The organism is Streptomyces sp. NPDC058284, from assembly GCF_042881135.1.
In the GTDB taxonomy this organism is placed as follows: Bacteria; Actinomycetota; Actinomycetes; order Streptomycetales; family Streptomycetaceae; genus Streptomyces.
Genome location: NZ_JBHVYE010000027.1, coordinates 14031 through 36625 on the forward strand (window position 1 = coordinate 14031; position 22595 = coordinate 36625).

The following is a 22595-nucleotide window of genomic DNA, read 5'->3' on the forward strand; positions in this document are numbered from 1 at the left end:
TGCAGTACGCCGCCCGCGGACGTCCATGAGCCCTCGCCGCCGCAGCGCTCGATCCGGCCGGGACCGGCTCACGCGGCGAGAGCGCGCCGGAGCGCGGCGGCGAGCTGCGCGATTTGCCGTTGGGAGACCTCGGCGGAGAGGATGGCCTGCGAGCCGTGGAACGTGCCGGGCCACTGATGCAGCTCGACGCAGACGCCCGCCCGCAACAAGCGCAGCGCGTAGTCGATGTCCTCGTCGCGGTTCGGGTCGAACTCGGCGGTGGCGATGTAGGCGGACGGCAGCCCGGAGAGGTCGGTGGCCCGGGCGGGCGCGGCGTACGGTGTGACCGGCGCGGTGCCGAGGTAGTGGCGCCACGATGCCCCCACGTTGGCGCGCGTCGCCCAGGGCGTGTCGGTGAAGTTCCGTTGCGACCACGTCTCCTGGCGGTCGTCGAGAGCCGCCTCGTTGAGCAGCTGGAAGTGGATCGGCGGCCCCTGCCGGTCGCGGGCCCACAAGGCGAGACCGGCCGCGAGGTTCCCGCCGGCGCTGTGACCGCCGACCGCGATCCGCGCCGGATCGGCACCCAGCTCGGCGGCGTGGCCGGCCGTCCACTCCAGTACGGCGTAGGCGTCGTTCAGGGCGGCGGGGAACGGATGCTCGGGGGAGAGCCGGTAGCCCACCGAGACCACCACCGCCCCGGAGGCGGCCGCGATGCGGCTGGCCCACGGGTGCTCGGTGTCCAGATCACCCATGACGTGCGCACCGCCGTGCAACCAGACGAGGGCGCCCTGCCCCTGGTGCGGACGGTAGATCCGTACCGGCACGTCCGGATCGGCCGGCACCGTACGGTCCTCGATCTCCATGCCCGACGTGTCGGGTGCCGGCTTCGAGGCGGCGTACGCGGAGTACATCGGGCGCGCGGCGACCGGGTCGGTCAGGTCCTGCTGGGGGATCAGCGGCAGAAACGCTTCGAGTTCGGGATCCATGGCGGACATTCTCAAGGCTGCCACCGACACGATCCCCCGCCAACTGTCGGACGGCGGTGGGCAAACACGCGCCGGACGGCGCACCGACTGCGCCTATCCTTGCGCCATGGAGGCTCTCGCCGAACGGCTGTCGCACCTGGATTCCCACGTGCAGGGCGCGATCCGTGTCGTCCAGTTCTACGACACGCTGATGCGCCGCAGGGTGGACATCCCGGCGCTCGTCCGGTCCTCGGCGGGACTGGCCGAATGCGTGGTGGGGGTGCGGCTTTCGGGTGCGGAGCGGGCGGTCCGCTTCTCACCGGAGGGCACGCCGGCGGCAGGACCGCCGGGGCCCGAGTCCCTGTCGGCGCCGGTCACTCTCGACGACGAGGAGATCGGCACGGTGTGGCTGGAACGCGCGGGCCCGCCGGATGCGTCCGGTTCGCTCGCCGAGCCCAGCCCGCTCGTCGAGCCAGGACCGCCCGGGCCGCTCGACGACGTACTCCTGGACCGGCTCGCCATCGCCGTCGCGGCGGCGGTCGAACGGTACGGTCCGGCTCGCACCACCATGGCCGACCCCGCCCTGGTGGAGCTGGCCATCAGCTCCGACAGCGAAGAGGCGGCCAGGGCCCGTGCGTTGCGCCTGCTCGGCTTCGCCGCAGGGCTGCCGGTCCGCGTCGTCGCCGTACGGTCGCGGCTTCCGCTCGACCGGATCGGCGGTCTGATCTGCCCGGCCCGCCCGGTGAAGGCGGCGCCGCTCGCCGACGTGGGCGTCATCCTGGCCACCACCGTCGACCAGGCACTGTTCCCTGCGGGGGTACGCGCGGGCATCGGCGCCGCGGGAAGCCCCGACCGCTCCTGGCGCGAAGCCCGCACCGCCCTCCGCTTCGCCACCGCGCGCCGACCGGTCGTCCCGCACGACGGTTTGGGCGCGCTCGCGCTCCTTGCGCAGGTTCCGCAGGACGCCGTGCGGGACAACGCCGACGTGGCCGCGATGGCCGGCGCGGCAGCCCGCCCGGAGGACCTGGAGACACTGGAGGCCTACTGCGCCACGGGCTCCCTGCGCCGCGCCGCGGACTGCCTCCATCTGCACCACAGCAGCGTCGCCCGCCGACTCGAACAGATCGGCAAGACCCTGGGCTTCGACCTGACCGATCCCACCGGCCTTCTCCGGGCGAGGCTGGCGCTCACCGCGTGGCGGCTGCTCGACGAGTGAGAGGGGGCGGTCTCTGCGTACGCGCCCCTTGCCGCCCTGGTAAGCGCCTGACAGGCTCCTGCCCCGTGATCGATGATTTCGCGAAGCAGTACCTGCACAACGACCTGCGAGTGATGCGCGAAGCGGTGCTCCAGAAGCTCGACGGGCTCGGCGAGTACGACATCCGCCGCCCCCTGACCGTGACGGGGACCAACCTCCTCGGCCTGGTCAAACACCTGGCGCTCTGGGAATCCAGGTACTTCGGCGAGGTCTTCGGCCGGCCGTTCCCGGAGGCGCTGCCCCGCTGGGACGACGCGGAGCAGGGTGGCACGGACATGTGGGCGAGCGAGCACGAGACGCGCGCCGAGATCGTCGACCGCTACCGGCGTGCGTGGCGGCACTCGGACGCGACGATCACCGCCCTCGCCATCGACGCCCCGGGTCATGTGCCCTGGTGGCCGCGGCCCGACGTGAAGCTGTTCAACATCCTGGTCCACGTGCTCACCGAGACCAGTCGGCATGCCGGGCACGCCGACATCCTGCGCGAAGAACTCGACGGCTCCACGGGGGCGGTTCCGGGGAACGCTGCTTCAGAGCGCGACGCGGCCTTCTGGGCAGCCCGGCGTACGGCGATCGAGCGGGCCGCCGAAGCAGCCGTCGCGGACGGAGCGGGCGGGCCGTTCGCCGCTCGACTGGGCAGAGGCGGGCGGCGTGGCCGCCTGGGCGAGGAGCCGCACGGCCTCGCGTGACGGTGAGCCCGGTTCGGTGACGGCCAGTACCAGGTGCTGATGCTCCTCCTGGGGGAGGCTCAGGCTCTGCTGGGTCACGGTGAGCGTGCCGACCAGGGGGTGGCGCATCTCGTAGCCGGCGAAGGCGCAGGGGCTCACCCCGTGGCCGGACCACATCGCCGCGAACTCCGGACTATTGACAGTGAGTTCGCCGATCAGTGAGCTGAGCAATGTGTCGTCGGGGTGCCGTCCCGCCACCATCCGCAGATTCTCGACGACGGCCTTGGCCTTCGCCGTCCAGTCGGCGTACAACGCGCGGGTGTGCGGATCGAGGAAGAGCATCCTGGCGAGATTGGGGCGCTCCGCCGCGCGCTCGGGGCTGTCCGGGCTCAGATGCCCCGCGAACAGCGCGTGCCCCAGCCGGTTCCAGGCGAGCACGTCGCTGCGGCGACCGGTGATCAGTGCCGGCACGCTCTCCAGGGTGCTCAGGAGCTCAAGCGTGGCGGCCCCCGCCCGCTCCGCCCGCGGCCGACGGGCCGGAGTCCGCCGTCGCCCGGCCTCGGCGAGGTCCCGCAGGTGCCGGCGTTCCGCCTCGTCCAGGCAGAGAGCCCGCGCGACGGCGTCAAGGATCTCCGGTGACGCCCCCACCGACTGTCCCTGCTCCAGCCTCGTGTAGTACGAGGCGCTGACGCCGGCGAGCAGCGCGAGCTCCTCCCTGCGCAGGCCCGCCACCCGTCGCCGGTCGCCGTAGTCCTTCAGGCCGACGTCGGCGGGGCGGAGCCGGGCGCGGCGCGCGTACAGGAAGTCGCCCAACCGTCCTCGTTCGCTCATGCGCCCCAGTCTGCATCGACCGGCGCGCGGCAGCCTGACCCTGCCGGGGGTAGGCAGCGGCGGGTCTGGCCGACGTGCGGCGACAAGGCGACGGTGGCGATCAGGACCTCAGGACCTCAGGACCTCAGGACCCGAGAACCCCAGAAGCTCAGAACCTCAGAACCCGGCCCCGGCCATGGAGCAACCCGATGGAACAGATCGAACTCGGCGACGTCACCGTCACTCGCGTCAAGGAGTACTACGGCCCGGTCGACATGACGCCCGACGCCTTCCTCCCCACCAGCCCGGAGGCCGCCTGGAGAGACACCGACGCCTGGCACGCGCCGCACTTCCTCGACCCGCGGACGAACATCGTCAACTCCGCGGTCCAGAGCTGGCTGCTGCGCAGCGAGGGCAGGACCATCCTCGTCGACACCGGCGTCGGCAACCACAAGGAACGTCCGTACTCCCCGGTGTGGCGCCACCTGCGCACCGATTTCCTCGCCGGTCTGGCGCGCGCGGGCGTCACGCCCGAGGACGTCGACATCGTGATCAACACCCACCTGCACGTCGACCACGTCGGCTGGAACACCCGCCTGGACGGCAGGGACTGGGTCCCCACCTTCCCGAACGCCACCTACCTGCTGCCCAAGGACGACTACGACTTCTGGAACCCCGAGAACGGCCACAAGAGCGTGCTCGGCCGCGGAAACCAGAACGTCTTCGAGGACAGTGTCGCCCCCGTGCACCGGGCCGGGCAGGCGCGCCTGTGGGAGAGGGGCCACCGCATCGACGCCAATCTGCGCCTCGACGCGGCTCCCGGGCACACCCCCGGGTCGAGCGTCCTCACCCTCACCAGCGGCACGGACCGCGCGGTCTTCGTGGGGGATCTGCTGCACAGTCCCGTCCAGCTCGTCGACCCGGACCACAACAGCTGCTTCTGCGAGGACCCCGTCGCCGCCCGCGCCACGCGCCGAAGGATTCTGGGCTGGGCCGCCGACCACAACGCGCTCGTCGTTCCCGCACATCTGGGTGGCCACGGCGCCGCCGAGGTCGAGCGTGCGGGCAGCGGGTTCGCCATCAAGGGGTGGGCTCCTTTCACGCCGTACGTGCGGTCGGAGGAGTACGAGGGTCAGGCGGCGAACGCATGACCAGCGAGAACCGCCCGGGCAGCGGCCATTCCGGCGCCCTCCGCACCGTGACCACCGCGCAGGGAGCCGTGGCCGGTGCGCGGCACGGGGGCGTCACGGTCTTCCGAGGCGTCCCGTACGCCGCGCCCCCGGCCCGGACCGGCCGCTTCGCCGCGCCACAACCGCACGCCCCGTGGGGCGGCGTCCGGGACGCGACGGCGGCGGGCCCGACCGCGCCACAGGCTCCCCGGAACCTCGGCGCGATCGACATGTCGCCCTACTTCGGACCCGGTTGGATCCACGGAGAGGACTACCTCACCGTCGACATATGGGCCCCCGACCCTCCCGAGGAACAACACCGGGACCGGGACGGGTCCCGGGTCCGGGGTAGGGCCCTCCCTGTCATGGTCTTCGTGCACGGTGGAGGCTTCGTGGCGGGCTCGACCAGGGCGAGCCTGTACGACGGCACCGCGTTCGCGCGCGACGGAATCGTCCTGGTGACCGTCAACTACCGCCTCGGCATGGCCGGTTTCCTCGACCTGCCCGGAGCCCCGCGCAACCGGGGACTCCTCGACGTACTCGCCGCCCTGCGCTGGGTGCGCAGGAACATCGCCGCGTTCGGGGGCGACCCCGATCAGGTGACGCTGTTCGGCCAGTCCGCGGGCGCCACCCTCACGGGAGCCGTCATCGCGGCGCCGGAGAGCAGGGGTCTGGTCCGGCGCGCCATCGTGCAGAGCGGCAGCGCTCTGGGCGCCTTCGATCCCGAACAGGCCACCCGGGTCACACGCACGGCGGCAGCGTCCCTGGGCATCGCGCCGCACGCCGACGCCTTCGAAGCCGTCCCCGACACACGTCTGGTCGAAGCCGCCTCCCTGCTCGGCGGGATCGACCTGCGGACCGCGACCGCGTACGACCCGCTGCTCGGGCTGAGCCCCTTCAGCGTGGTGGCCGAACGCCAGCCAGTCGATACCTTCGCCGCCGGGCACGGCAGCCTCGACATCGACCTCCTCATCGGCACCAACGCCGAGGAGGGCAACCTCTACCTCGTGCCCTCCGGCGCCTACACCACCTCGACCACGGCCGACGTCCGGGCCGCCGCCGAACGCTCGCACCCCGAACCGGATGCGCTCACCGCCACCTACCGCGCCGCGCACCCCGACGCCACACCGGGGCAGTTGCGCTCGGCGATCATGGGTGACGCGCTGTTCGGTGCGGGAAGCTGGGCCCTGGCCGACGCGCACGCCGACCGTTCACCCGGCGCGACGTACGCCTACCACTTCGACTGGCGCTCCCAGGCGTTCGACGGCCTGCTCGGCGCCACCCACACGATGGAGCTGCCCTTCGTCTTCGGTAGAGTCCCGGACCAACTGCGGGGAACCGACGCGCTGTTCGGCACCGGCAGCCCTCCCCCCGACCTGGCCGCCCGTACGCACGCCGCCTGGGTACGCTTCGCACGCACCGGCGACCCCGGCTGGGCCGCGTACGACACGCGCAGTCGGAGCACGATGGTGATCGGAGACCGCTGGGCGGTACAGGAGGACCCGCGCGGCGATGTGCGCCGGGCCTGGGAGGCGGCGAGGTGAGCGGGGGCGGTGCTCCCGCTGTCTCCAGGAGCTACGCGGTTCCGGGCCAGCCGCCGTTGGCGCCGCCGCCGGTGCCGTCGGTACCACCGTTGTCGTGCAGGGCGGTGCCGAAGGCCTCGATCGTGCGGCGGCGCGCGGTGAAGAAGGCCAGCCAGGTGCCGTCCGCGTAGTGGAGCCGGAAGCGGGCCATGAGCTGGAGGCGGGGGCGGCGCTCCACGCGGGCGACCCAGGTGCGGGGGATTTCCCAGACGGGGGCGCCGTCCAGGGGCCGTACGAGGCCGACCCGCTGATCCGTCACCCGCATCAGCAGCGCGCCGGAGCTGGGCGGCATGGCCGCCGCGATGCTCTGCGCACCGCCGGACTGGGCGCCGTACCGGTGCATCAGGTGTTCGCCGAGCTTCCCGCCGGCCTTGCCATGCTTGATCTTGATGCCTTCGGCACTCTTCACCGGGACGACGATCCCGTAGGAGAGGAGCTGCTCGCCCGGCGCCAACTGGCTCAGTGCGGCCTGCTGTTGCTTGGATACGGCTTCCGGCATGGCGCTGTCTCCCCGTGTTCCCCGTGATCTTCCCGATTCCGACGGGAGATCGTACCGGTCGGCACCGCAGCGGGGGTCGGCGCCCCTCGCAGGGTCGGTCCGCCGGGCCGGGCAGCCCGCGCGGTCACTGTCCGGTCCGCCGCGGCTCACGCGCCCGCGCCGCCCTGGTGCGCCGCACGAGGGACGTGGCCGCCGTCCCCCACTCGGGCCGAGTGAAGGCGAACCCGGCCGCGCGCAGCCGGCCCGGCACCACCCGGCGGCTCTTGAGCAGCAGCTCCGTGTCCGAGCGGAGCGCGAAGGCCCCCAGCTCGGCCATCCATCGCGTCGCAGGCAGGCCCACCGGAACGCCCCAGGCCCTGCGGAGCGTCCGCATGAAGTCACGGTGGGGCGGCGGGCCGGGAGCGGCGAGGTTCACCGGCCCGTCGAGGTCGTCCCGGTCGATGAGGAACTCCACCGCGCGCACGAAGTCCTCACCATGGATCCAGGAGACGTACTGCGCGCCGCCCGCGACCGGCCCTCCAAGGCCGAGGCGGGCCAGCCGCGACAGCACGTCGAACACCCCGCCGCGGTCCGGGCTCATGACCATCGCCGAGCGCAGCGCCACCTTGCGTGTGCCGGGTGTCGCCGCCTCGGCCTGCGCCCGCTCCCAGTTCTCCGCGATCCTGACGCTGTACGCCCAGTAGTCGGGGACCCCGGCCTCCGAACCGCCGAGCACTCCGGTCGCCTCGTCGTTCGCCGCGTCGAAACGGTGGGCGTAGATCGTCGCCGTACTCATCTGCAGCCAGACGCGCGGCGGCCGGGCGGCGGCGGCGATCGCCTCGCCGACCACCCGCGCGGAATCCACCCGGGAGGCCATCATGGCCCGCAGGTTGTCGGCCGTATAGCGGCAGGAGACGCTGCGCCCGGCCAGATTGACCACCGCGTCGCAGCCGTCGATGGTCTCGGTCCAGCGGCCGAGCGTGGCTCCGTCCCAGCCGACTTCGTGCGCCCGGACGGGGCGCCGGGTCAACACCGTGACCTCGTGGCCCGCCGACGTCAGCGCCCGGTGGAGGACCGTGCCCACCTGTCCGGTTCCTCCGGGCAGTACGACCTTCATGGGGCCTCCTTGACGCGACAGCCGGTACGGGTGGACGGCCGTCCGCCGCCCGTCGTTGCGTGGTGCCGAAACAATTCTCCGCCACGCGACGCGAGGTGAAGCAGGCGCCCCCACTTATGATCAGCGGTGAGGGGGTGGTTGCATGGCCGGGGGCGGGCATGTCCGGGCGCGGCTCGTTGGATGGTTCACAGGGGCGGCGCGACGCCGGGCGAGGGAGGATCTCGTCGAGGTGGAGGCCCGGATCACCGCGTTCGGGGTCGCGCTCGACGAGCACGACTTCTCGCCGGGGGAACCGGGGTCGACCGACGGCATGCGCGCCGACCTGGGTCGGGCCCTGAACGCGTACGACGAGGCCAAGCGCGCCTTCACCGGGGACCGGGACCGGGAGGACGCCCTCGACGTGCTGCGGGCACTGGACGATGGATGGCACGCGCTGGCCTGCCTCGACGCCCGGCGTGCCGGGTTGCCGCTGCCCCGCCGGCTGCCGCTGTGCTTCTTCGACGCCCGGCACGGGCGAGCCGAGCGAGAGCTGCCCTGGACCCCGGTGGACGGCGCTGCCCGCAATGTCGCGGTGTGCGCCGCGTGCGGGGTGCGGATCGAGGACTCGCACAGCGGGAGGGGGCGGGTGTTCGCCGCGTCCCGGTGCGTGGAGCGCGAGGCCGCGTTCCGGCGGCCAAGGGACGCGCGGGATGCCGACCGGGCCGAGGCGGGCGAGCGGGTGCATGGGCCGGGGCCCGGGGTCGCCCGGGTGCGGCTGCCGGCAGCGGGACGGCCCGCCGTGCTGGTGGTGCGGAGCGACAACGGCAGGCAACTGGCCGTTGCCTTGCTGCTGCGCAAGAACCAGCGCATGCGTTACGTACTGGGCGACGGCTGCGCGCCGGTGTGCGCAAGAGTGCCGCTACCGCGCTCGGGCGACCGCGAAGTGGTGCGCTTCCAGGTGGAGTCGCAGGACGGAACCGGGGTCGACTGGGAGGCGTGGGTCGAACCGGTCGACGCCGTACCGGAGTTCACCGATCGCATCCACGGGCGCGGCGGGGACCTGATCCGGTACGAGGGCCGCGGCGGCCCGGCCGTGCTGCGGCACCGCGGGCGCGGCAACGTACGACTGGTGCCCCTGGACGATGCCCTCGCCGACCGGACAGAGGTGGCCCGCGGCAAGGGCGACACCAACCTGGCGCTCCATCTGCCGGGGCCCGGCGTGTACCGGGTGCAGGCCCGAGGCAGCTGGGTCATTGAGGCCGGGGACGGAGCCGCGGCCTCGGCCGGGGTGGTGGAAGGCGTCAGTGAGGGGCGTACGAGTCCTCCGGGCTGACCAGCCTGCCACGCTCCTGGACGGCGCGGGCGAGCACGCGGACGCCGGTGACGGTGATGGCCAGCAGCCCGGTGACGACGTACGCGTTCTCGTGCGTGAAGGCCCACACGTGTGCCAGGGAGCCCGGGAGCGGTCCGGTCGGCAGGGCGATGATTCCCGCGGGGCTCAGCTTGGGCGGGTCCTCCGGGAGGGGGACGGGCCAGGCGGCGTACCAGCACCACAGGGCCGCCGCTGCCGCGTACAGGCCGCCTGCCGTCGCCCGCCGGGGCGCCGCGGCCCCGCGCGCCACCAGGAGCAGCAAGGCGGGAGCGACCCACACCCAGTGGTGGGCCCAGGAGAGCGGGGAGACGAGCACCGCTGTCGTGGCGCACAGCACCATGCCCCACAGGTCGTGGCCCCGGCGGCTGACCGCCGCGGCACAGGCGAGGCCCGCGACAGCCGTGAGGCAGACGGCGAGCACCCAGAGCGCGTGGGGGAACGGCGCGTCGCCGAGGGTGCGCAGGATGAGGCCGTTGAGGGACTGGTTGTGGGTGGCGGCGAGGTTGATCCTCCCGCGGCCGGTCGCCTCACTGCTGAGGTCGCCCAAGGCGGTCCAGTAGTGCAGTGAAGCCCCCGGCAGGAACAGGGCTCCCACCGCCACGGTGGCCGCGGTGGTGGCGACGGCCGTGGCGGCCGCGCGTCCGCGCCGGGTGAGCAGCAGGTACACGATGAAGATGGCCGGGGTGACCTTCAGACCCGCGGCGAGCCCCACCCCGACCCCTTTCCACCGTGAACCCGTCGGCAGGCTGAAGTCCCACACCACCAGGGCCAGGAGGAACAGGTTGATCTGCCCGGCCTGAAACGTGAGGTACACCGGAGTGAGCCACAAGCAGACCGCGGTCACGGCCAGCACGAGCGCCAGACGCCGCGCCGGGGGCCAGGTCGCCGACGGGGGGAGGGTACGAGCCATGCGGTGCAGCGCGGCACCGAGCGCGAAGAGGGTCAGCGCCGGAAGCAGCACGCGGAAGCTCTGCCATCCGACGGAGCCGAGGACGCGGAACACCAGGGCGCTGAACGGCGGGTAGGTGAAAGGGAGTCGGCTCGCTCCGTACGGGGTGCCGTACAGCCCGGGACCGCCGTCGAACAGATGGCGCGTCGCGTCGAAGTACACGGTGGCGTCGCGCTGGTGCCAGCGGTACGCCCGCTCGGTCAGCCGGCAGGCGAGGTGGATCCCGAACCCCGCCACCGCGAGTACGAGGGCGCCCGCGCCCACCGTCCAGGCCCTGGAGCCCGCCTTGTCGGTGACCGGGTCGGTGGGGTGCAGGCGGCGCATGACCATCCCTGTTGGCAGTAGTGCGACAACAGGGGCTCACCCTACGCGCCGCCGTCCCAATCGTAGCGAATTGTCCACCTTGCGGCTCAATGCGGCGCCGAGCTCACGTCGAGGGGCGTGGAGCTCACATCGGGGGAGCGGCGGGCGCCGGTCCCAGCGTGGTCGTGCCGGGCGCGGCCCGGTGCCCGAGGCCCGTGCGGTACGCGTCCATCGCGGCCTCCACCCGGCCGGCGCGGCGCCGCAGATCGCCCAGGAGGCGGCAGAGGTCCGCCAAGTCGCCGACCGCGCTGGAGCGTTCGAGCAGGGACAGCGCCGCGCAGTAGTGCTCCTCGGCCGCCTCAGTGTCGCCCCGCTCCTCGGCGATCAGTCCGAGCAGCCGGTGCGCCCCGCCCGCGTGCACCGCTCCGCGTCCGGCGCCGAGCGGCCCGGTCTGCCCTTCCGCGCCCCCGCCCGAGGCGAGCAGGGGCCGCAGCAGCGCCTCCGCCTCCTCGGCCTTGCCGCGCCGCCGCAGCACGTCGGCCAGCTCGACCTCCACCTGCTCGGTGAAGAGCGCGGCCCGCTTGGAGGCGAGGATCTCGCGGGCCTTCCGCAGCTCACCCTCCGCCTGCTCCAGGTCGCCGTCCTGGGCGTGCACATAGCCGCGCATCCAGTGGCAGTGGGCGAGTTCGGTGCGGATCTGCAGTTGCCGGTAGAGCTCCTGGGCCTTGGCCAAGGACGCGTCGGCCTCGGCGATGCGGCCCTCGGCGATGAGGGTGCGGGCCACCCCTCGGTGCATGCCCGCGACGAGCGCGGGATCGGCCACGCGCGGGGCTAGCGCGAGCGCCAGTTCGGCGGCGTGCGCGGCCCGCGCGTGGGCGCCCATGTCCATGTAGGGGGCGATGGACGCGGTGTAGAGAAGCAGCAGGGCGTCCGGGTCGTGCAGCCCGGCGGCGTTCAGCTCGTCGAGGGTGCTCTCCAGGAGGTAGCAGGCGTAGCGCAGTTCACCGGTGAGCAGGTGGGCGGTGGCGCGGCCCCGGACGGCCGGTACGCGGCGGGGCAGCGGCTCGTCGGCGAGCAGCCGTTCGGCGGCGGCGAAACGGTCCCGGGCCGCGGTGAGTTCACCGGCCTCCAGGAGGCAGTCGCCGAGCCCGAGCAGGGCGTCGGCCTGCTCCTGGGCGAACCCGTGCTCGACGGCTTCCTCGTGCAGTACGCGAAAGAGCCCGGCGGCGTCCTCGGGCGCACCGGTGGCCAGGGCGCGCCGTGCGTCGGTCAGTCGCAGCCGGATTCCCGCGGCCAGGTGGGCGGGGCGGCCCGTGGCCAGCTCCTCGTAGCTGACGCCGAGGCGCCCGGCGAGGTGGCGCAGCGCGGCCTCGGAGGGGCGCACCTTTCCGGACTCCAGTGTGGAGACGTACGCGGGTGTGTAGGCGGGCTCGGCCAACTGCCGCTGGGTGAGGCCGCGTTCACCGCGCAGCCGCAGGACGCGCCGCCCGATCTCGGCCGGGTCGTCGGGGCGTGTGCCCTCCCGGGAAACGTTCTGCGCCACCGCTGCCTCTCCGTCGCCACTTCGTACGTCGCTTCACATCACTGCCCAGCGGGGGCGGCGGCCGGAACTCGCCCGGCCCCACAAGTTACTTGGCCCGCACCCATTGCCTGACGCCCCGGCAGCCCCTACGTTGATCCGCGCATTAACCCCGCTTAACCCGCCATTTATATCGCGTATGTCGCGGACCCCGAAAGGACGCCCATGCCCCCCACGGACCGAATACCCGGCACGCCCGGCCGCGTCAGACGCTCACCGCTGCGTCTTGCCCTCGCCACGGGCATCGCCCTCACGGCAGCCGCCGTCGCCACCGGCCCCGCGGCCACGGCCACCGCGGCGGACCCGGAAACCACCGCCGGACAGACCCAGCACGTCGAGTACTTCACCGGGCCCGGCGCCCACCCCCGGCACACCGAGGTTCCCGCGTCCCCGACGCTCTCCCCGAAGGAGCGCGCGGAGATCAGGGGCGACGGCGACGTCGTGCCGATCGTGCAGGCGGGCCCGACCGGCACCAAGCTCGACGTCGTCTTCATCGGCGACGGCTACACCTCGTCCCAGCAGGCGGACTTCCACGCCGACGTGCGCGCCAAGTGGGCGAAGATCTCCGCGGTCGAGCCGTACGCCTCGTACAAGAGCCTCTTCAACGTGTGGGCGGTCGACGCGGTCTCCCGGCAGTCCGGCGTCTCCGGCGATCCGACGAGCGGCACCGTCAAGGACACCGCGCTCGGCTCGGCCTTCTTCTGCGACGGCATCGAACGGCTGCTGTGCGTCGACACGAACAAGGTCGAGTCCTACGCCTCGAAGGCCGCGGACCCCGACCTCGTCATCGTCCTCGCGAACTCCACCAAGTACGGCGGCGCGGGCTACAACGACATCACCTCGCCGTCCGGCTACGACGGCATCGCCACCGCCTCCTCGGACAACGCGCAGTCCGACCAGGTCGCCGTCCATGAGACCGGCCACTCGCTGGGCAAGCTGGCCGACGAGTACTTCTACGACGAGTACGGCACCTACACGGGCGCCGAGCCCTGGGAGGCCAACACCAGCAAGCTGACGGCCGCCCAGCTCACCGCGCAGAAGAAGAAGTGGTACCGCTGGATCGGCCAGGCCTCACCCGACGGCGGCAGGGTCGGCGCCTACGAGGGCGGCGGCTACTACCCCCGCGGGCTCTACCGCCCGACCGCGGACTCGATCATGCGCACCCTGGGCCGCCAGTTCAACCTGCCCGGCCGCGAGGCCATGATCGCGGGCTTCCACCGGCACGCGTCCGTCGTGACAGCGGAGACGTCCACCGATGGTGTGGTGCGGCGCGACGACAAGCTCCGCGTGCGGGCGGCGGACGGCATCCGGCTGCACTGGAGCGTCGACGGCCGCGAGGCGAAGAGTGCCAGGGACGACGCCGTCGTGACGCCCCGCTCCCTCGGTGCCCCGGCCGACGGCCGCACGCACACGGTGTCGGTACGCGCCACCGACCCGACCGAGGCGGTCCGCGATCCGCAACTGCGCACCCTGCTCACCGACTCGCTCACGTGGCGGGTGAGGCGCTGACCCGACCAAGGCACGGAGCCACGGGGTGGGCGGTGCGACGAGGGCGGAATCCACCCACCGACGTGGCCCCGCCCACCCCTCTACGGAGTGGGGACCCGCTGTCGCCCCAAGCCCCCGCCCGCCGCGACCACGGCCGTCCCGCCCCGCACGCTCGACTCGCGGACCACCAGTTCCGGCGTCAGCCGTATCGCGCGGCGCGGTCCGTCCTCGCCGCCGGAGAGGCGTCCGGCGAGGAGGCGTGCCGCCTCGGCGGCCAGTGCCGCCACCGGCTGGCGGACCGTGGTGACGCCCGGGGCGGAGAGCGCCGCCATCGGGATGTCGTCGAAACCGGTGACGGCGACCTCGCCGGGAACGTCGGCGCCGAGCTGCTGCAGGCGTTGCAGCGCCCCGATGGCGATCAGATCGTTGGCGCAGACCAGCGCGTCGGGCCGGGCGGGCCACACCTCGTCGACGGCGGCGCGCCCCCACTCCACGGAGAAGTCGCCGAGGGCCACCCGCTCCGGCGCCCCGGGATCGAGCGCCCCGGCCCCGGCGGCGTAGGCGGCGCGCCGCTCGGCCGCGGCGGAGGCCGTCCCCGTCGCACCGAGGAAACAGACGCGGCGACGGCCCGTGGCGGCCAGATGATCGAGGACCAGGGCCATGCCCGCCGAGTTGTCGACCGCCACGGAATCGGCGACGGCAGGACCGCAGCCCCGGTCCATCAGGACGAGCGGCACCCGGTCGGCCGCCGCCGCCACCGCGTCCCTGCTGCGCTCCTCGTGCGCCGGGATCACCAGGAGCGCGTCGACCTGCCGGCTCAGCAGGTCGGCGATGTACTCGGCCTCGGCCACCGGGTCGTCGTCGCAGTCGGCGAGGAGCACGGCGCGGCCCTCGGTGTGCAGGGCATGCGTCAACTCCCGTACCAGCGCGGGGTAGAAGGGGTTCGTGATCTGCGGCAGGACGAGGCCGACGGTGCCCGTCGAGCGGCTGCGCAGGGCCCGCGCCGCGTGATTGGGCCGGTAGCCGAGCGCGTCGGCGGCCTCGCGGACGCGCCGGGCGGTCTCGGCGCCGACGGGGCGCGTGCCGGCCAGGACCCGGGAGACCGTCGCGACGGAGCAGCCGGAGACCCGGGCCACATCTCTCAGCGTTACGTCGGCCACGCCGCGCCGCCCCTTCGATAGCCGGCCAAGTTTCGGCAAACGTTATCAGCGGGCCTCAGGCCCGACCAGACCTCTTCTTCGTGGTGAATTCGTCTGGTTGGGCCTCAGTTGGTCCGATGTCGCCTCTGTCCGTTCCGGGCGCGTTTGCCGGGGTGTGGTTTCGGCCATTGACATAATCCGCCCCGGTGCACAAAGTCTTGGGAGAACGTTTTCCCGAGCTTTCGCTCCCGCAGCGTCAGCTCAGCCGAACAAAGAGGTTCCGCGATGCCCCGAAAGATCATCCTGGATTGCGACCCCGGACATGACGACGCGATCGCCATGCTCCTGGCCCACGGCAACCCGGATGTCGAGCTGGTCGCCGTCACCACCGTGGTGGGCAACCAGACGCTGGAGAAGGTCACCCGCAACGCCCTCTCGGTGGCCCGCATCGCGAACATCACCGGCGTCCCCTTCGCCGCGGGCTGCGTCCGCCCCCTGGTGCGCGACGTCGAGACGGCCCTGGAGATCCACGGCGAGAGCGGCATCGACGGCCCCGTGATGCCCGAACCGACGCTGGCCCTGGACGAGCGGCACGCCGTCGACCTGATCATCGACACCGTCATGGCGCACGAGCCCGGCGAGATCACCATCGTCCCGACCGCGGGCCTGACCAACATCGCCATGGCCGCCCGCAAGGAGCCCCGCATCGTCGAGCGCGTCCGCGAGGTCGTCCTCATGGGCGGCGGCTACCACACGGGCAACTGGAGCCCCGTCGCCGAGTTCAACATCAAGATCGACCCCGAGGCCGCCCACATCGTCTTCAACGAGTCGTGGCCGGTCACCATGGTCGGCCTGGACCTCACCCACCAGGCCCTCGCCACCCCCGAGGTCATCGAGCGCATCGGCAAGGTCGGCACCGCCCCCGCGCTCTTCGTGAACGAGCTCCTCGACTTCTTCGGCGCCATGTACCTGGAGGCCCAGGGATTCGACGCCCCGCCGGTCCACGACCCCTGCGCCGTCGCGTACGTCATCGACCCCAGCGTCATGACCGTCCGCAAGGCCCCCGTGGACATCGAGCTCACCGGCACCCTCACGCTCGGCATGACCGTGACGGACCTCCGCGCCGTCGCCCCCGACGACTGCCACACCCAGGTCGCCGTCGACCTCGACCACCAGCGCTTCTGGGACCTCATCGTGGACGCGCTCGAGCGGATCGGTGACGTGCGCGCATGAACGCCTCCCTCGCCGAACCCGCCGCCGCCCCCGGCGGCGCCCGCGGATCGCGCCCGGTCCGCGTCGGGGTCCTGGTCGCCGCGCTCCTCGCGGCCTGCTTCGCCTTCCAGCTGAACGCGAGCATGCTCAGCCCCGCCCTGAAGAACATCCAGGACTCCCTCGGGGCGACCTCTGCCGAGGTCGGCCTGACCCAGACCGCGTTCTTCACCTCGGCCGCGCTCTTCTCGCTCTTCCTGCCGCGCCTCGGCGACCTCGTCGGCCGGCGCAAGGTGCTCGCCGGAATGCTGACGCTGATGGTCGTCGGCTGTGTGGTGGCAGCGCTCGCCGGAAGCGTCCCGATGCTCTTCGCGGGCCGCGTCATCCAGGGCGTCTCGGGCCCCACCGTGCCGCTCTGCCTCATCATGCTGCGCAACGAGGTCCGCGAGCCGAAGAAGTACGGCACCCTCCTCGGCGTCATCACCGCCGTCAACGGCGGCATCGCAGGGCTCGACTCGCTGGCCGGCGGCTACCTCGCCGACCACCACGGCTTCCAGTCGGTGTTCTGGGCGATGGCCGGTGTCGCGGCGATCGCCGCGCTCCTCGTCGCCACCCTCACCCCCGAGTCGAAGGCGGCCGACACCACCGACACCCGGATGGACTGGCCCGGAGTGACCCTCCTCGTCGTCTCGGTCGGCGCGGCCCTGATCGCCCTGAACGAGGCGGGCAAGCTCGGCGCCGCGAACTGGCCCCTCGTCGTCGGCCTCTTCGTGGTGAGCGCCGTCGCCTTCGCCCTGTTCTGGCGCACCGAGGACCGCAGCAGCCACCCCCTGGTCGCCACCCGGCACCTGCGCCGGCGCTCCACCTGGGCGCTGCTCCTCACCACGGTCCTCACCATGACCGGCGTGTTCGCCGTGATGAACGGCATGATCCCCGCCTTCGCGCAGGACGCCCAGGCGGGGTTCGGCATGGGCGCCGAGCAGTCCGCCTGGTGGACCCTGACGCCGTACGCCCTCGCGGGCCTGGCCATGGGCCCCCTCGCCGGACGCCTCGCCGCCACGTACGGCTACGGCCGCATCCTGCGCCTCGGCCTCATCGGCTCGGCCGTGACCGTCGCCCTGATGCTGTTCACGCTGCACGCCGACTCACGGCTGCTGCTGCTCGTCACATCGGTCCTCATCGGCGTCACCTACGCGGGCGTCGGCAACATCGTCCTCAACGGCCTCGGCATCGTGCTCTCCCCGAAGGAGAATCCGGGCTTCCTGCCGGGCCTGAACGCGGGCGCCTTCAACCTGGGCGCGGGCCTCAGCTTCGCCGTCCTGTACGCCGTGCAGACCGCCGCGGCACCGGCCGACAAGACGTCGCCCGCCGGCTACACGGCAGGCATGATCGCCGGAGTCGCCCTCATCGCGGCGGCCTTCGCGACATCCTTCCTGATCCCCAAGCCGGTGGAGGCGGAAGCCACGGAGTGAGCGCGCGCGCCGCTCAGGCGCGCACGCGCGGCAGCCCGGTCACCGACATCACCAGCGAGTAGAGCGAACTGGTGGCCGTGAGGAAGAGCCGGTTGTTCTTCGGACCGCCGAAGGCGATGTTGGACACCGGCTCCGGCACCCGGAGGCGGCCGATGAGGGTGCCGTCGGGGTCGTAGCAGTGCACCCCGCCCTTGATGGCGGCGGCCCACAACCGGCCGCCGTCGTCGAAGCGGATGTTGTCGAACCGGCTGACGCCGTCCTTCGTCTCGGCGAAGACCTCGCCGTCGGACAGCGTGCCGTCCTCGCGCACGTCGAAGACCCGGATGTGGCCGCCCCGGGTGTCGGACACGTACAACTGCCGCTCGTCGGGCGAGAAGACGAGACCGTTGGGGGCGCCGAAGCCGTCGGCGACCAGGCGGACCGCGCCCGTCGACGGGTCGACCCGGTAGACGTTGAGGCCGTCGATCTCAGGCTCAGCGCGAAAGCCCTCGTAGTCGCTGGTGATCCCGAAGTCCGGGTCGGAGAACCACACCGATCCGTCCGAGTGGACGACCGCGTCGTTGGGGCTGTTCAGCCGCTTGCCCTCGTACCGGTCGGCGAGCACGGTGATCCGGCCGTCCGGCTCGGTGCGGGTGACCCGGCGATTGCCCTGCTCGCAGCTGATCAGCCGGCCTTCGCGGTCCAGGGTGTTGCCGTTGACGTGCCCGGCGGGCGACCGGAAGACGGCGACGCCGCCGGTCGTCTCGTCCCAGCGCAGCAACCGGTCGTTGGGGATGTCGCTCCAGATCAGCTGGCGCCAGGCGGGCAGGTAGAGCGGGCCCTCGGCCCACCGGCACCCCCCGTACAGCTTCTCGAACCGGTCGTCCCCGTTCGCGCACCCTCCAGTACGGAACCGTTCGTCAAGAATCTCGTACGGAGAAGTGCTGTCGTCGCCGGACATGGATACCCCTTGGCGGCCTTGGTGTGCATGTTGTTCGGTCGATCATGAGTGTGGCACGACGGTCGACGTGGACCCCGCACGCCCGTCCCGCGGAGCCGGACGCTCTCAGACGCTGCCGCCGCCGTCGACGGTCAGCACGGAACCGGTGATGAAGTCGGCGTCGGGCCCGGCGAGGAAGGCGACCGCTGCGGCTATGTCCTCGGGCGTGCCGATCCTGCCCAGCGGGCGATCGGCCGCTTCGGCGAGGAACTCGGCGTCGGACTGGCCGAGTTGACGTGCCTCGCGGGCGAGCATGGGGGTGCGGGTGTCGCCCGGCGCGACGCAGTTGACCCTGATGCCCGCGGGGCTGTGGTCCAGCGCCATGGCCTGGGTCAGCATCACCACACCGGCCTTGGCCGCGCAGTACGCGGCGGCCTTCGCCCCCGCCCGCAGGCCCCAGCCGGAGGCGACGGTGACGATGCGGCCCTGCCCGGCCCGCTCCATGAGCGGGAGCACCGCCCGGCACACCAGGAAGACGGAGTCCACGTTGTCCGCGAAGGACCCGTGCCAGTCCTCGAGGGAGAGGTCCGGCACCGTGCCGCGCCGGATGCTGCCCGCGACACAGCACACGTCGGTGATGCCGCCCAGCCTGCCGGTGACCTCCTCGACGAGGGCCGCGACCTCGCTCTCGGCGGAGACGTCGCACAGGAACGACTCGGCGTGCCCGCCGGTGTCGCGGATGGCTCCTGCCACCGCCTCGGCCCGGTGGTCGCGGTCGACGACCGCGACCCGGGCGCCGGCGTCGGCGAGCCGCCGCGAGACGGCGCCGCCGATGCCGCCGCCGCCCCCCGTGACCAGCGCTACGCGCACGGCGGACCGTGTATCCGTCATCGCGCGCCTCCCGAGAGCGTCCCGTCGAACAACTGGGTGAGCAGGGCCTTCTGGGTGTGGAGGCGGTTCTCGGCCTGCTGGAAGATCTTCGAGCGCGGTCCGTCCTTGACCTCGGCGTCGACCTCCTCGCCGCGGTTGGTGGGCATGCAGTCGAGGAACACCGCCTCGTCGTCGGCCCGGCTCATCAGCGGCGCGGTGATCCGCCACCGGTCCGCGAGCCGGGTCCTCGCCCGGATCTCCTCCTGGCCGACGAGCGTGGGGGACTTCCAGCTCAGGGTGTACACGGCGGCGCACCCGTCGACGGCCTCCGCGAGGTCCTGCGTGAGCTCGATGTGCGCGCCGGTGCGGGCGGCGACGGCCCGGGCGGCGCGGGTCACGCGTTCCTCGGGGGCGAAGCCCGGCGGGTGCGCGACGGTGATGCGGTGGCCGAGGACGGCGGCGGCCATCATGGAGGAGTGCAGCACGCCGGGGGTCTTCTGGCGCGGCGAGTAGGACCAGGCGTACACGATCCGTTTGTCCGGTACCTGTGCCCCGAACAGTTCGCGCAGCGTCATCAGGTCGGCGAGCACCTGGCAGGGGTGCTCCTCGTCGTCGAGTGCGTTGATGACGGGGATCGTCGCCCGTTCGGCCATCGCACGCAGGCGGGCGTGGCCCGCGCCGTACTCGTTCATGTCGTACCAGCGCACCACGAGCGCGTCGAGGTAGCGGTTGAGTACGCCGATGGTGTCCTCGATCGACTCGCGGTTGGCGAGCCGGAGCTCCTCCACCCCGTACGGGTAGCTGTGGGCGCCGAGTTGGGACGCGGCGACCTGGAAGGAGACCCTGGTCCTGGTGGAGGGTACGTTGAAGAGCAGGCCGATGCAGCGGCCCGCCAGGTGGGCGCGTGTGTCGTCGCCGCGCTTCATCGCTTCGGCGAGATCGAGCAGGGCGCACATTTCGTTGGCTGAGAGGTCCTGTATGCGCAGGATGTGTCGCGCGGTCACGTGAGGACTCCTGTCTCGGTGGGTGGGGAGACGCGCTTGCGCAGCCACCGCTCGGCGATGACGGAGAGGAGCAGCATCGCCAGCGCGATGCCGAGACTGCTGCCGAAGAAGGGCAGCATGGCGAGGGTGGCCGCGATGACCGCCAGGTTCAGGTACGCGATGCCGCCCCGGGGAAGCAGCCGGGTGGCGGAGAGGAAGGCCATCAGGAAGATGAGCACGTAGGTGGCCGACGACGCCTTGATGAGCGTCGACTCACTGGAGTCGGTGACCAGGAGGAGCACGACCGGCACCGCGTAGCCGGGCAGGAGCGCGAGGACGGCGCGCGCCGGGACCCTGCCCCGCGCGGAGAGTCTGCTGAGCCCGGCGGGCAGGATGCGGTCGCGGGCGAGTGCGAAGACGACGCGCGAGGTACCGAGGCACCAGGCGTTGGTGGTGAGCAGCAGCAGAATTCCGGCGACGAGAAATCCGCCGCGCTGCAGGCCCGCCCCGGTGGCCACTTCGAGAAGTCGCACGAACGCCGTCAGATCCGACTGCCCCGCAGAGGTCCCGGGCAGCGCCACCGAGACGGTGAACGCCATGGCGAAATACAGGAGACCCACACAACTGACGGCGTAGAGAATGCCTTTGGGAAAGGTGTGTCCGGGATTACGCACCTCCTCGGCCACCGGGGCGGCGTTCTCCCAGCCGATGAAGCCGAAGAAGCAGATGAGCAATGTACTGCCCAGGGCGCCCCAGCCGTGCGGCGCGAACGGTGTGAGGCGTGTGTAGTCCCCCTCGGGCAGGGCCAGGCAGATGACCGCGACCAGCAGCAGCACCACGGCGCCGAGAACCACCATCTGGGCGCGCGTACTCACTTTGATTCCCCAGAGGTTGAGCGCCACACAGAACACGATGACGGCGGCGCCCGCGAGGAGAGCGGCCCGGTTCGAGGCGGTGGGATCGGCCGCCGAGAGCAGATAACGGCCCGCCGCGAGTCCCAGCACCGGATTGCCGGCGAGCAGGGTGAGGAGAAGGAAGACGGCGGCGACCCGGCCGGCCCGGACCCCGAACGCCGCTTCCACGAACTGGGCGACGCCCTTGCTCGTGGGATGCCGTACGGACAACTTCGCGAAGATGAGGGCGAAAGGGTAGCTGTAGAGGATCAGCACCCCCCAGGCGACGAGGGACAGCGGTCCTGCCTCGGCCCAGGCGAGAGAGGGAATCAGCAGGACGCCCGCGCCCATGACGGAGGTGATGTAGTGGGCGACGAGCCCTGGAGTGCCCAGCCGGCGAGGTAGTTGAGGGGGCTCGGGCGCTTGTGCGGGAGCCCCCTCGACCGACGTCATACGATCTGTCCCGCCTGTTCTTCGCGCGAGCCGTGCCAGAGCCCGTCCATGGTCTCGTGGCTGATCTGTTTGTGCAGGTCGGCATGGGAGGCGTACCCCATGTTGATGATGAGCCGACGGCCGCGGCTCAGCGGGTAGACGCGGTGCAGGGTGGTGTCGGTGCGCATCAAATAGAGGTCACCCGGCCGTAGTTCGAAGGAGTGGATGGGCTGCGCGATGAACTGGCGGTGCAGCTGCGGATCCTCCTTGTTCCAGTACGTGCGGGGCACGCACTGGACGAATCCGCCGTGCTCGGCGGGCGGGCAGTCGACGATCCAGACGAGCGCGAAGCTGTAGTCGTCCCAGTGCCATCCGTGCGTGTCGCCGGACTGCTCCAGCTCGGTGATGACATACCGCTCCGGCTCATAAGGGCACAGGAGCACCGGCTCGCCGGCGACTCTGCTCAATACGCCGAGGAGATCCGCGGAGGCGTACACCTCCGGGATGACGGAACCGTGCTCGCGTATTTCCTTGTGGCGGACATTGCGCATGTGCCGGGGCGTGTGCCCGGTCTCCTTGAAGCTCATTCCGCGGCGGACGCCGTGTCCCTCGATGAGGCTTTCGATTTCGTCCGCGATCGCGGTTTTGACATCGTCAGGCGCGAGGAAGGGCAAGGTGGTGAATCCGCGCTGGAGGAAATCGCGGCGCGCTCCCTCGATGCGGTGTTCCTCGACATTCCTGACCAGGTGTTCCGAGAGGGACTGAACGAGGCCCCCGATCCGCTCGTCCGGTCGCATGACCAGCTCCCAACGTCGTCGGCAGGAGGGTGTGCCACTTCGGCCTATTTCAAAGACGGAAGCCTACCGGGTCGTCCTGTGGGGACCAAGGAAAGGGGCGCATTCAAGCCAGCTGACAGGAGAGACGGTGTGCCGCGCCCTGCCGTGCGCGCAGAATATGAGGATCCGTTTTGCATGATTCAATGAT

Annotated in this window: 19 protein-coding genes and 1 pseudogene; 8 read left to right on the top strand and 12 right to left on the bottom strand. The window is 72.0% G+C overall.

What is annotated here, in order from left to right; genetic code table 11:
* Nucleotides 1-68: 68 nt before the first annotated feature.
* Entirely contained in the window at nucleotides 69-965 is an 897-nt protein-coding gene (locus tag ACFVYR_RS29785; RefSeq protein WP_384256411.1) for an alpha/beta hydrolase, read from the bottom strand.
* A gap of 106 nt (nucleotides 966-1071) precedes the next feature.
* Here ACFVYR_RS29785 and ACFVYR_RS29790 point away from each other — a divergent pair, with 106 nt between their 5' ends.
* Both ACFVYR_RS29790 and ACFVYR_RS29795 read left to right on the top strand, forming a co-directional pair.
* Entirely contained in the window at nucleotides 1072-2160 is a 1089-nt protein-coding gene (locus ACFVYR_RS29790) for a PucR family transcriptional regulator (protein WP_384256413.1), read from the top strand.
* Nucleotides 2161-2225: 65 nt separating this feature from the next.
* Nucleotides 2226-2888 (top strand): DinB family protein, encoded by a 663-nt coding sequence (locus ACFVYR_RS29795; RefSeq protein WP_384256415.1) that lies wholly within the window; start codon nucleotides 2226-2228, stop codon nucleotides 2886-2888.
* On the opposite strand, the pseudogene ACFVYR_RS29800 reads toward ACFVYR_RS29795, so the two are convergent.
* Nucleotides 2814-3698 (bottom strand): annotated as a pseudogene (locus ACFVYR_RS29800) (helix-turn-helix transcriptional regulator); the annotation flags it as partial. The gene ACFVYR_RS29795 and the pseudogene ACFVYR_RS29800 overlap by 75 nt on opposite strands.
* A 188-nt stretch (nucleotides 3699-3886) precedes the next feature.
* On the opposite strand from ACFVYR_RS29800, the gene ACFVYR_RS29805 reads away from it, so the two are divergent.
* Both ACFVYR_RS29805 and ACFVYR_RS29810 read left to right on the top strand, forming a co-directional pair.
* The gene (locus ACFVYR_RS29805; RefSeq protein WP_384256417.1) at nucleotides 3887-4828 is read left to right on the top strand and encodes an MBL fold metallo-hydrolase; all 942 of its coding nucleotides are present in this window, start codon (nucleotides 3887-3889) and stop codon (nucleotides 4826-4828) included.
* Entirely contained in the window at nucleotides 4825-6390 is a 1566-nt protein-coding gene (locus tag ACFVYR_RS29810; protein ID WP_384256420.1) for a carboxylesterase/lipase family protein, read from the top strand. Before ACFVYR_RS29805 ends, ACFVYR_RS29810 begins: the two co-directional genes overlap by 4 nt.
* 31 nt (nucleotides 6391-6421) lie before the next feature.
* Here the strand turns inward: ACFVYR_RS29810 and ACFVYR_RS29815 are convergent, their stop codons facing one another.
* Together ACFVYR_RS29815 and ACFVYR_RS29820 are read right to left on the bottom strand one after the other, a co-directional pair.
* On the bottom strand, nucleotides 6422-6928 hold the full coding sequence (locus tag ACFVYR_RS29815) for a hypothetical protein (protein WP_384256422.1): 507 nt from the start codon (nucleotides 6926-6928) through the stop codon (nucleotides 6422-6424).
* A 124-nt stretch (nucleotides 6929-7052) separates the two neighbouring features.
* On the bottom strand, nucleotides 7053-8024 hold the full coding sequence (locus ACFVYR_RS29820) for a TIGR01777 family oxidoreductase (protein WP_384256425.1): 972 nt from the start codon (nucleotides 8022-8024) through the stop codon (nucleotides 7053-7055).
* A gap of 229 nt (nucleotides 8025-8253) precedes the next feature.
* Between ACFVYR_RS29820 and ACFVYR_RS29825 the strand changes: the two genes are divergently transcribed.
* Entirely contained in the window at nucleotides 8254-9336 is a 1083-nt protein-coding gene (locus tag ACFVYR_RS29825) for a hypothetical protein (RefSeq protein WP_384256426.1), read from the top strand.
* Here ACFVYR_RS29825 and ACFVYR_RS29830 read toward each other — a convergent pair.
* Nucleotides 9305-10648, bottom strand: coding sequence for a glycosyltransferase 87 family protein (locus ACFVYR_RS29830; RefSeq protein ID WP_384256428.1), 1344 nt, complete (start codon nucleotides 10646-10648; stop codon nucleotides 9305-9307). The genes ACFVYR_RS29825 and ACFVYR_RS29830 overlap by 32 nt on opposite strands.
* 124 nt (nucleotides 10649-10772) lie before the next feature.
* Nucleotides 10773-12170: a helix-turn-helix domain-containing protein gene (locus ACFVYR_RS29835; RefSeq protein ID WP_384256431.1), complete on the bottom strand. Its 1398-nt coding sequence runs from the start codon at nucleotides 12168-12170 to the stop codon at nucleotides 10773-10775.
* Between the two features lie 201 nt (nucleotides 12171-12371).
* Here ACFVYR_RS29835 and ACFVYR_RS29840 point away from each other — a divergent pair, with 201 nt between their 5' ends.
* Nucleotides 12372-13715, top strand: a complete 1344-nt coding sequence (locus ACFVYR_RS29840; RefSeq protein ID WP_384256433.1) for a M64 family metallopeptidase — start codon at nucleotides 12372-12374, stop codon at nucleotides 13713-13715.
* Between the two features lie 80 nt (nucleotides 13716-13795).
* Here ACFVYR_RS29840 and ACFVYR_RS29845 read toward each other — a convergent pair whose 3' ends face one another.
* Nucleotides 13796-14854 carry a LacI family DNA-binding transcriptional regulator gene (locus ACFVYR_RS29845; protein ID WP_384256435.1) on the bottom strand — a complete coding sequence of 353 codons (1059 nt, stop codon included), beginning with the start codon at nucleotides 14852-14854 and terminating at the stop codon, nucleotides 13796-13798.
* 264 nt (nucleotides 14855-15118) lie between these two features.
* On the opposite strand from ACFVYR_RS29845, the gene ACFVYR_RS29850 reads away from it, so the two are divergent.
* The gene (locus tag ACFVYR_RS29850) at nucleotides 15119-16066 is read left to right on the top strand and encodes a nucleoside hydrolase (protein ID WP_384256438.1); all 948 of its coding nucleotides are present in this window, start codon (nucleotides 15119-15121) and stop codon (nucleotides 16064-16066) included.
* Nucleotides 16063-17514 carry an MFS transporter gene (locus tag ACFVYR_RS29855; protein WP_384256440.1) on the top strand — a complete coding sequence of 484 codons (1452 nt, stop codon included), beginning with the start codon at nucleotides 16063-16065 and terminating at the stop codon, nucleotides 17512-17514. The genes ACFVYR_RS29850 and ACFVYR_RS29855 overlap by 4 nt, the downstream gene beginning before the upstream one ends.
* Nucleotides 17515-17527: 13 nt before the next feature.
* Here the strand turns inward: ACFVYR_RS29855 and ACFVYR_RS29860 are convergent, their stop codons facing one another.
* The 5 genes from ACFVYR_RS29860 to ACFVYR_RS29880 form a co-directional block, all read right to left on the bottom strand.
* Nucleotides 17528-18454, bottom strand: coding sequence for an SMP-30/gluconolactonase/LRE family protein (locus tag ACFVYR_RS29860; RefSeq protein ID WP_384256442.1), 927 nt, complete (start codon nucleotides 18452-18454; stop codon nucleotides 17528-17530).
* 105 nt (nucleotides 18455-18559) lie between these two features.
* Nucleotides 18560-19324 (bottom strand): SDR family NAD(P)-dependent oxidoreductase, encoded by a 765-nt coding sequence (locus tag ACFVYR_RS29865; RefSeq protein WP_384256445.1) that lies wholly within the window; start codon nucleotides 19322-19324, stop codon nucleotides 18560-18562.
* Nucleotides 19321-20307 carry an ornithine carbamoyltransferase gene (locus ACFVYR_RS29870; protein ID WP_384256447.1) on the bottom strand — a complete coding sequence of 329 codons (987 nt, stop codon included), beginning with the start codon at nucleotides 20305-20307 and terminating at the stop codon, nucleotides 19321-19323. The genes ACFVYR_RS29865 and ACFVYR_RS29870 overlap by 4 nt, the downstream gene beginning before the upstream one ends.
* A complete protein-coding gene (locus tag ACFVYR_RS29875) occupies nucleotides 20304-21632 on the bottom strand; it encodes an APC family permease (protein ID WP_384256449.1) in 1329 nt (442 codons plus the stop codon). Before ACFVYR_RS29875 ends, ACFVYR_RS29870 begins: the two co-directional genes overlap by 4 nt.
* Nucleotides 21629-22408: an ArpA protein gene (locus tag ACFVYR_RS29880; protein WP_384256452.1), complete on the bottom strand. Its 780-nt coding sequence runs from the start codon at nucleotides 22406-22408 to the stop codon at nucleotides 21629-21631. The genes ACFVYR_RS29875 and ACFVYR_RS29880 overlap by 4 nt, the downstream gene beginning before the upstream one ends.
* Nucleotides 22409-22595 lie beyond the last annotated feature (187 nt).

What these genes read in the sequence shown, in the direction of transcription:
- ACFVYR_RS29785 (WP_384256411.1), bottom strand. Translation starts at nt 965, where the DNA reads ATGGATCCCGAACTCGAAGCGTTTCTGCCGCTGATCCCCCAGCAGGAC.
- ACFVYR_RS29790 (WP_384256413.1), top strand. Translation starts at nt 1,072, where the DNA reads ATGGAGGCTCTCGCCGAACGGCTGTCGCACCTGGATTCCCACGTGCAG.
- ACFVYR_RS29805 (WP_384256417.1), top strand. Translation starts at nt 3,887, where the DNA reads ATGGAACAGATCGAACTCGGCGACGTCACCGTCACTCGCGTCAAGGAG.
- ACFVYR_RS29810 (WP_384256420.1), top strand. Translation starts at nt 4,825, where the DNA reads ATGACCAGCGAGAACCGCCCGGGCAGCGGCCATTCCGGCGCCCTCCGC.
- ACFVYR_RS29815 (WP_384256422.1), bottom strand. Translation starts at nt 6,928, where the DNA reads ATGCCGGAAGCCGTATCCAAGCAACAGCAGGCCGCACTGAGCCAGTTG.
- ACFVYR_RS29820 (WP_384256425.1), bottom strand. Translation starts at nt 8,024, where the DNA reads ATGAAGGTCGTACTGCCCGGAGGAACCGGACAGGTGGGCACGGTCCTC.
- ACFVYR_RS29830 (WP_384256428.1), bottom strand. Translation starts at nt 10,648, where the DNA reads ATGCGCCGCCTGCACCCCACCGACCCGGTCACCGACAAGGCGGGCTCC.
- ACFVYR_RS29840 (WP_384256433.1), top strand. Translation starts at nt 12,372, where the DNA reads ATGCCCCCCACGGACCGAATACCCGGCACGCCCGGCCGCGTCAGACGC.
- ACFVYR_RS29850 (WP_384256438.1), top strand. Translation starts at nt 15,119, where the DNA reads ATGCCCCGAAAGATCATCCTGGATTGCGACCCCGGACATGACGACGCG.
- ACFVYR_RS29855 (WP_384256440.1), top strand. Translation starts at nt 16,063, where the DNA reads ATGAACGCCTCCCTCGCCGAACCCGCCGCCGCCCCCGGCGGCGCCCGC.
- ACFVYR_RS29860 (WP_384256442.1), bottom strand. Translation starts at nt 18,454, where the DNA reads ATGTCCGGCGACGACAGCACTTCTCCGTACGAGATTCTTGACGAACGG.
- ACFVYR_RS29865 (WP_384256445.1), bottom strand. Translation starts at nt 19,324, where the DNA reads ATGACGGATACACGGTCCGCCGTGCGCGTAGCGCTGGTCACGGGGGGC.
- ACFVYR_RS29875 (WP_384256449.1), bottom strand. Translation starts at nt 21,632, where the DNA reads ATGACGTCGGTCGAGGGGGCTCCCGCACAAGCGCCCGAGCCCCCTCAA.
- ACFVYR_RS29880 (WP_384256452.1), bottom strand. Translation starts at nt 22,408, where the DNA reads ATGCGACCGGACGAGCGGATCGGGGGCCTCGTTCAGTCCCTCTCGGAA.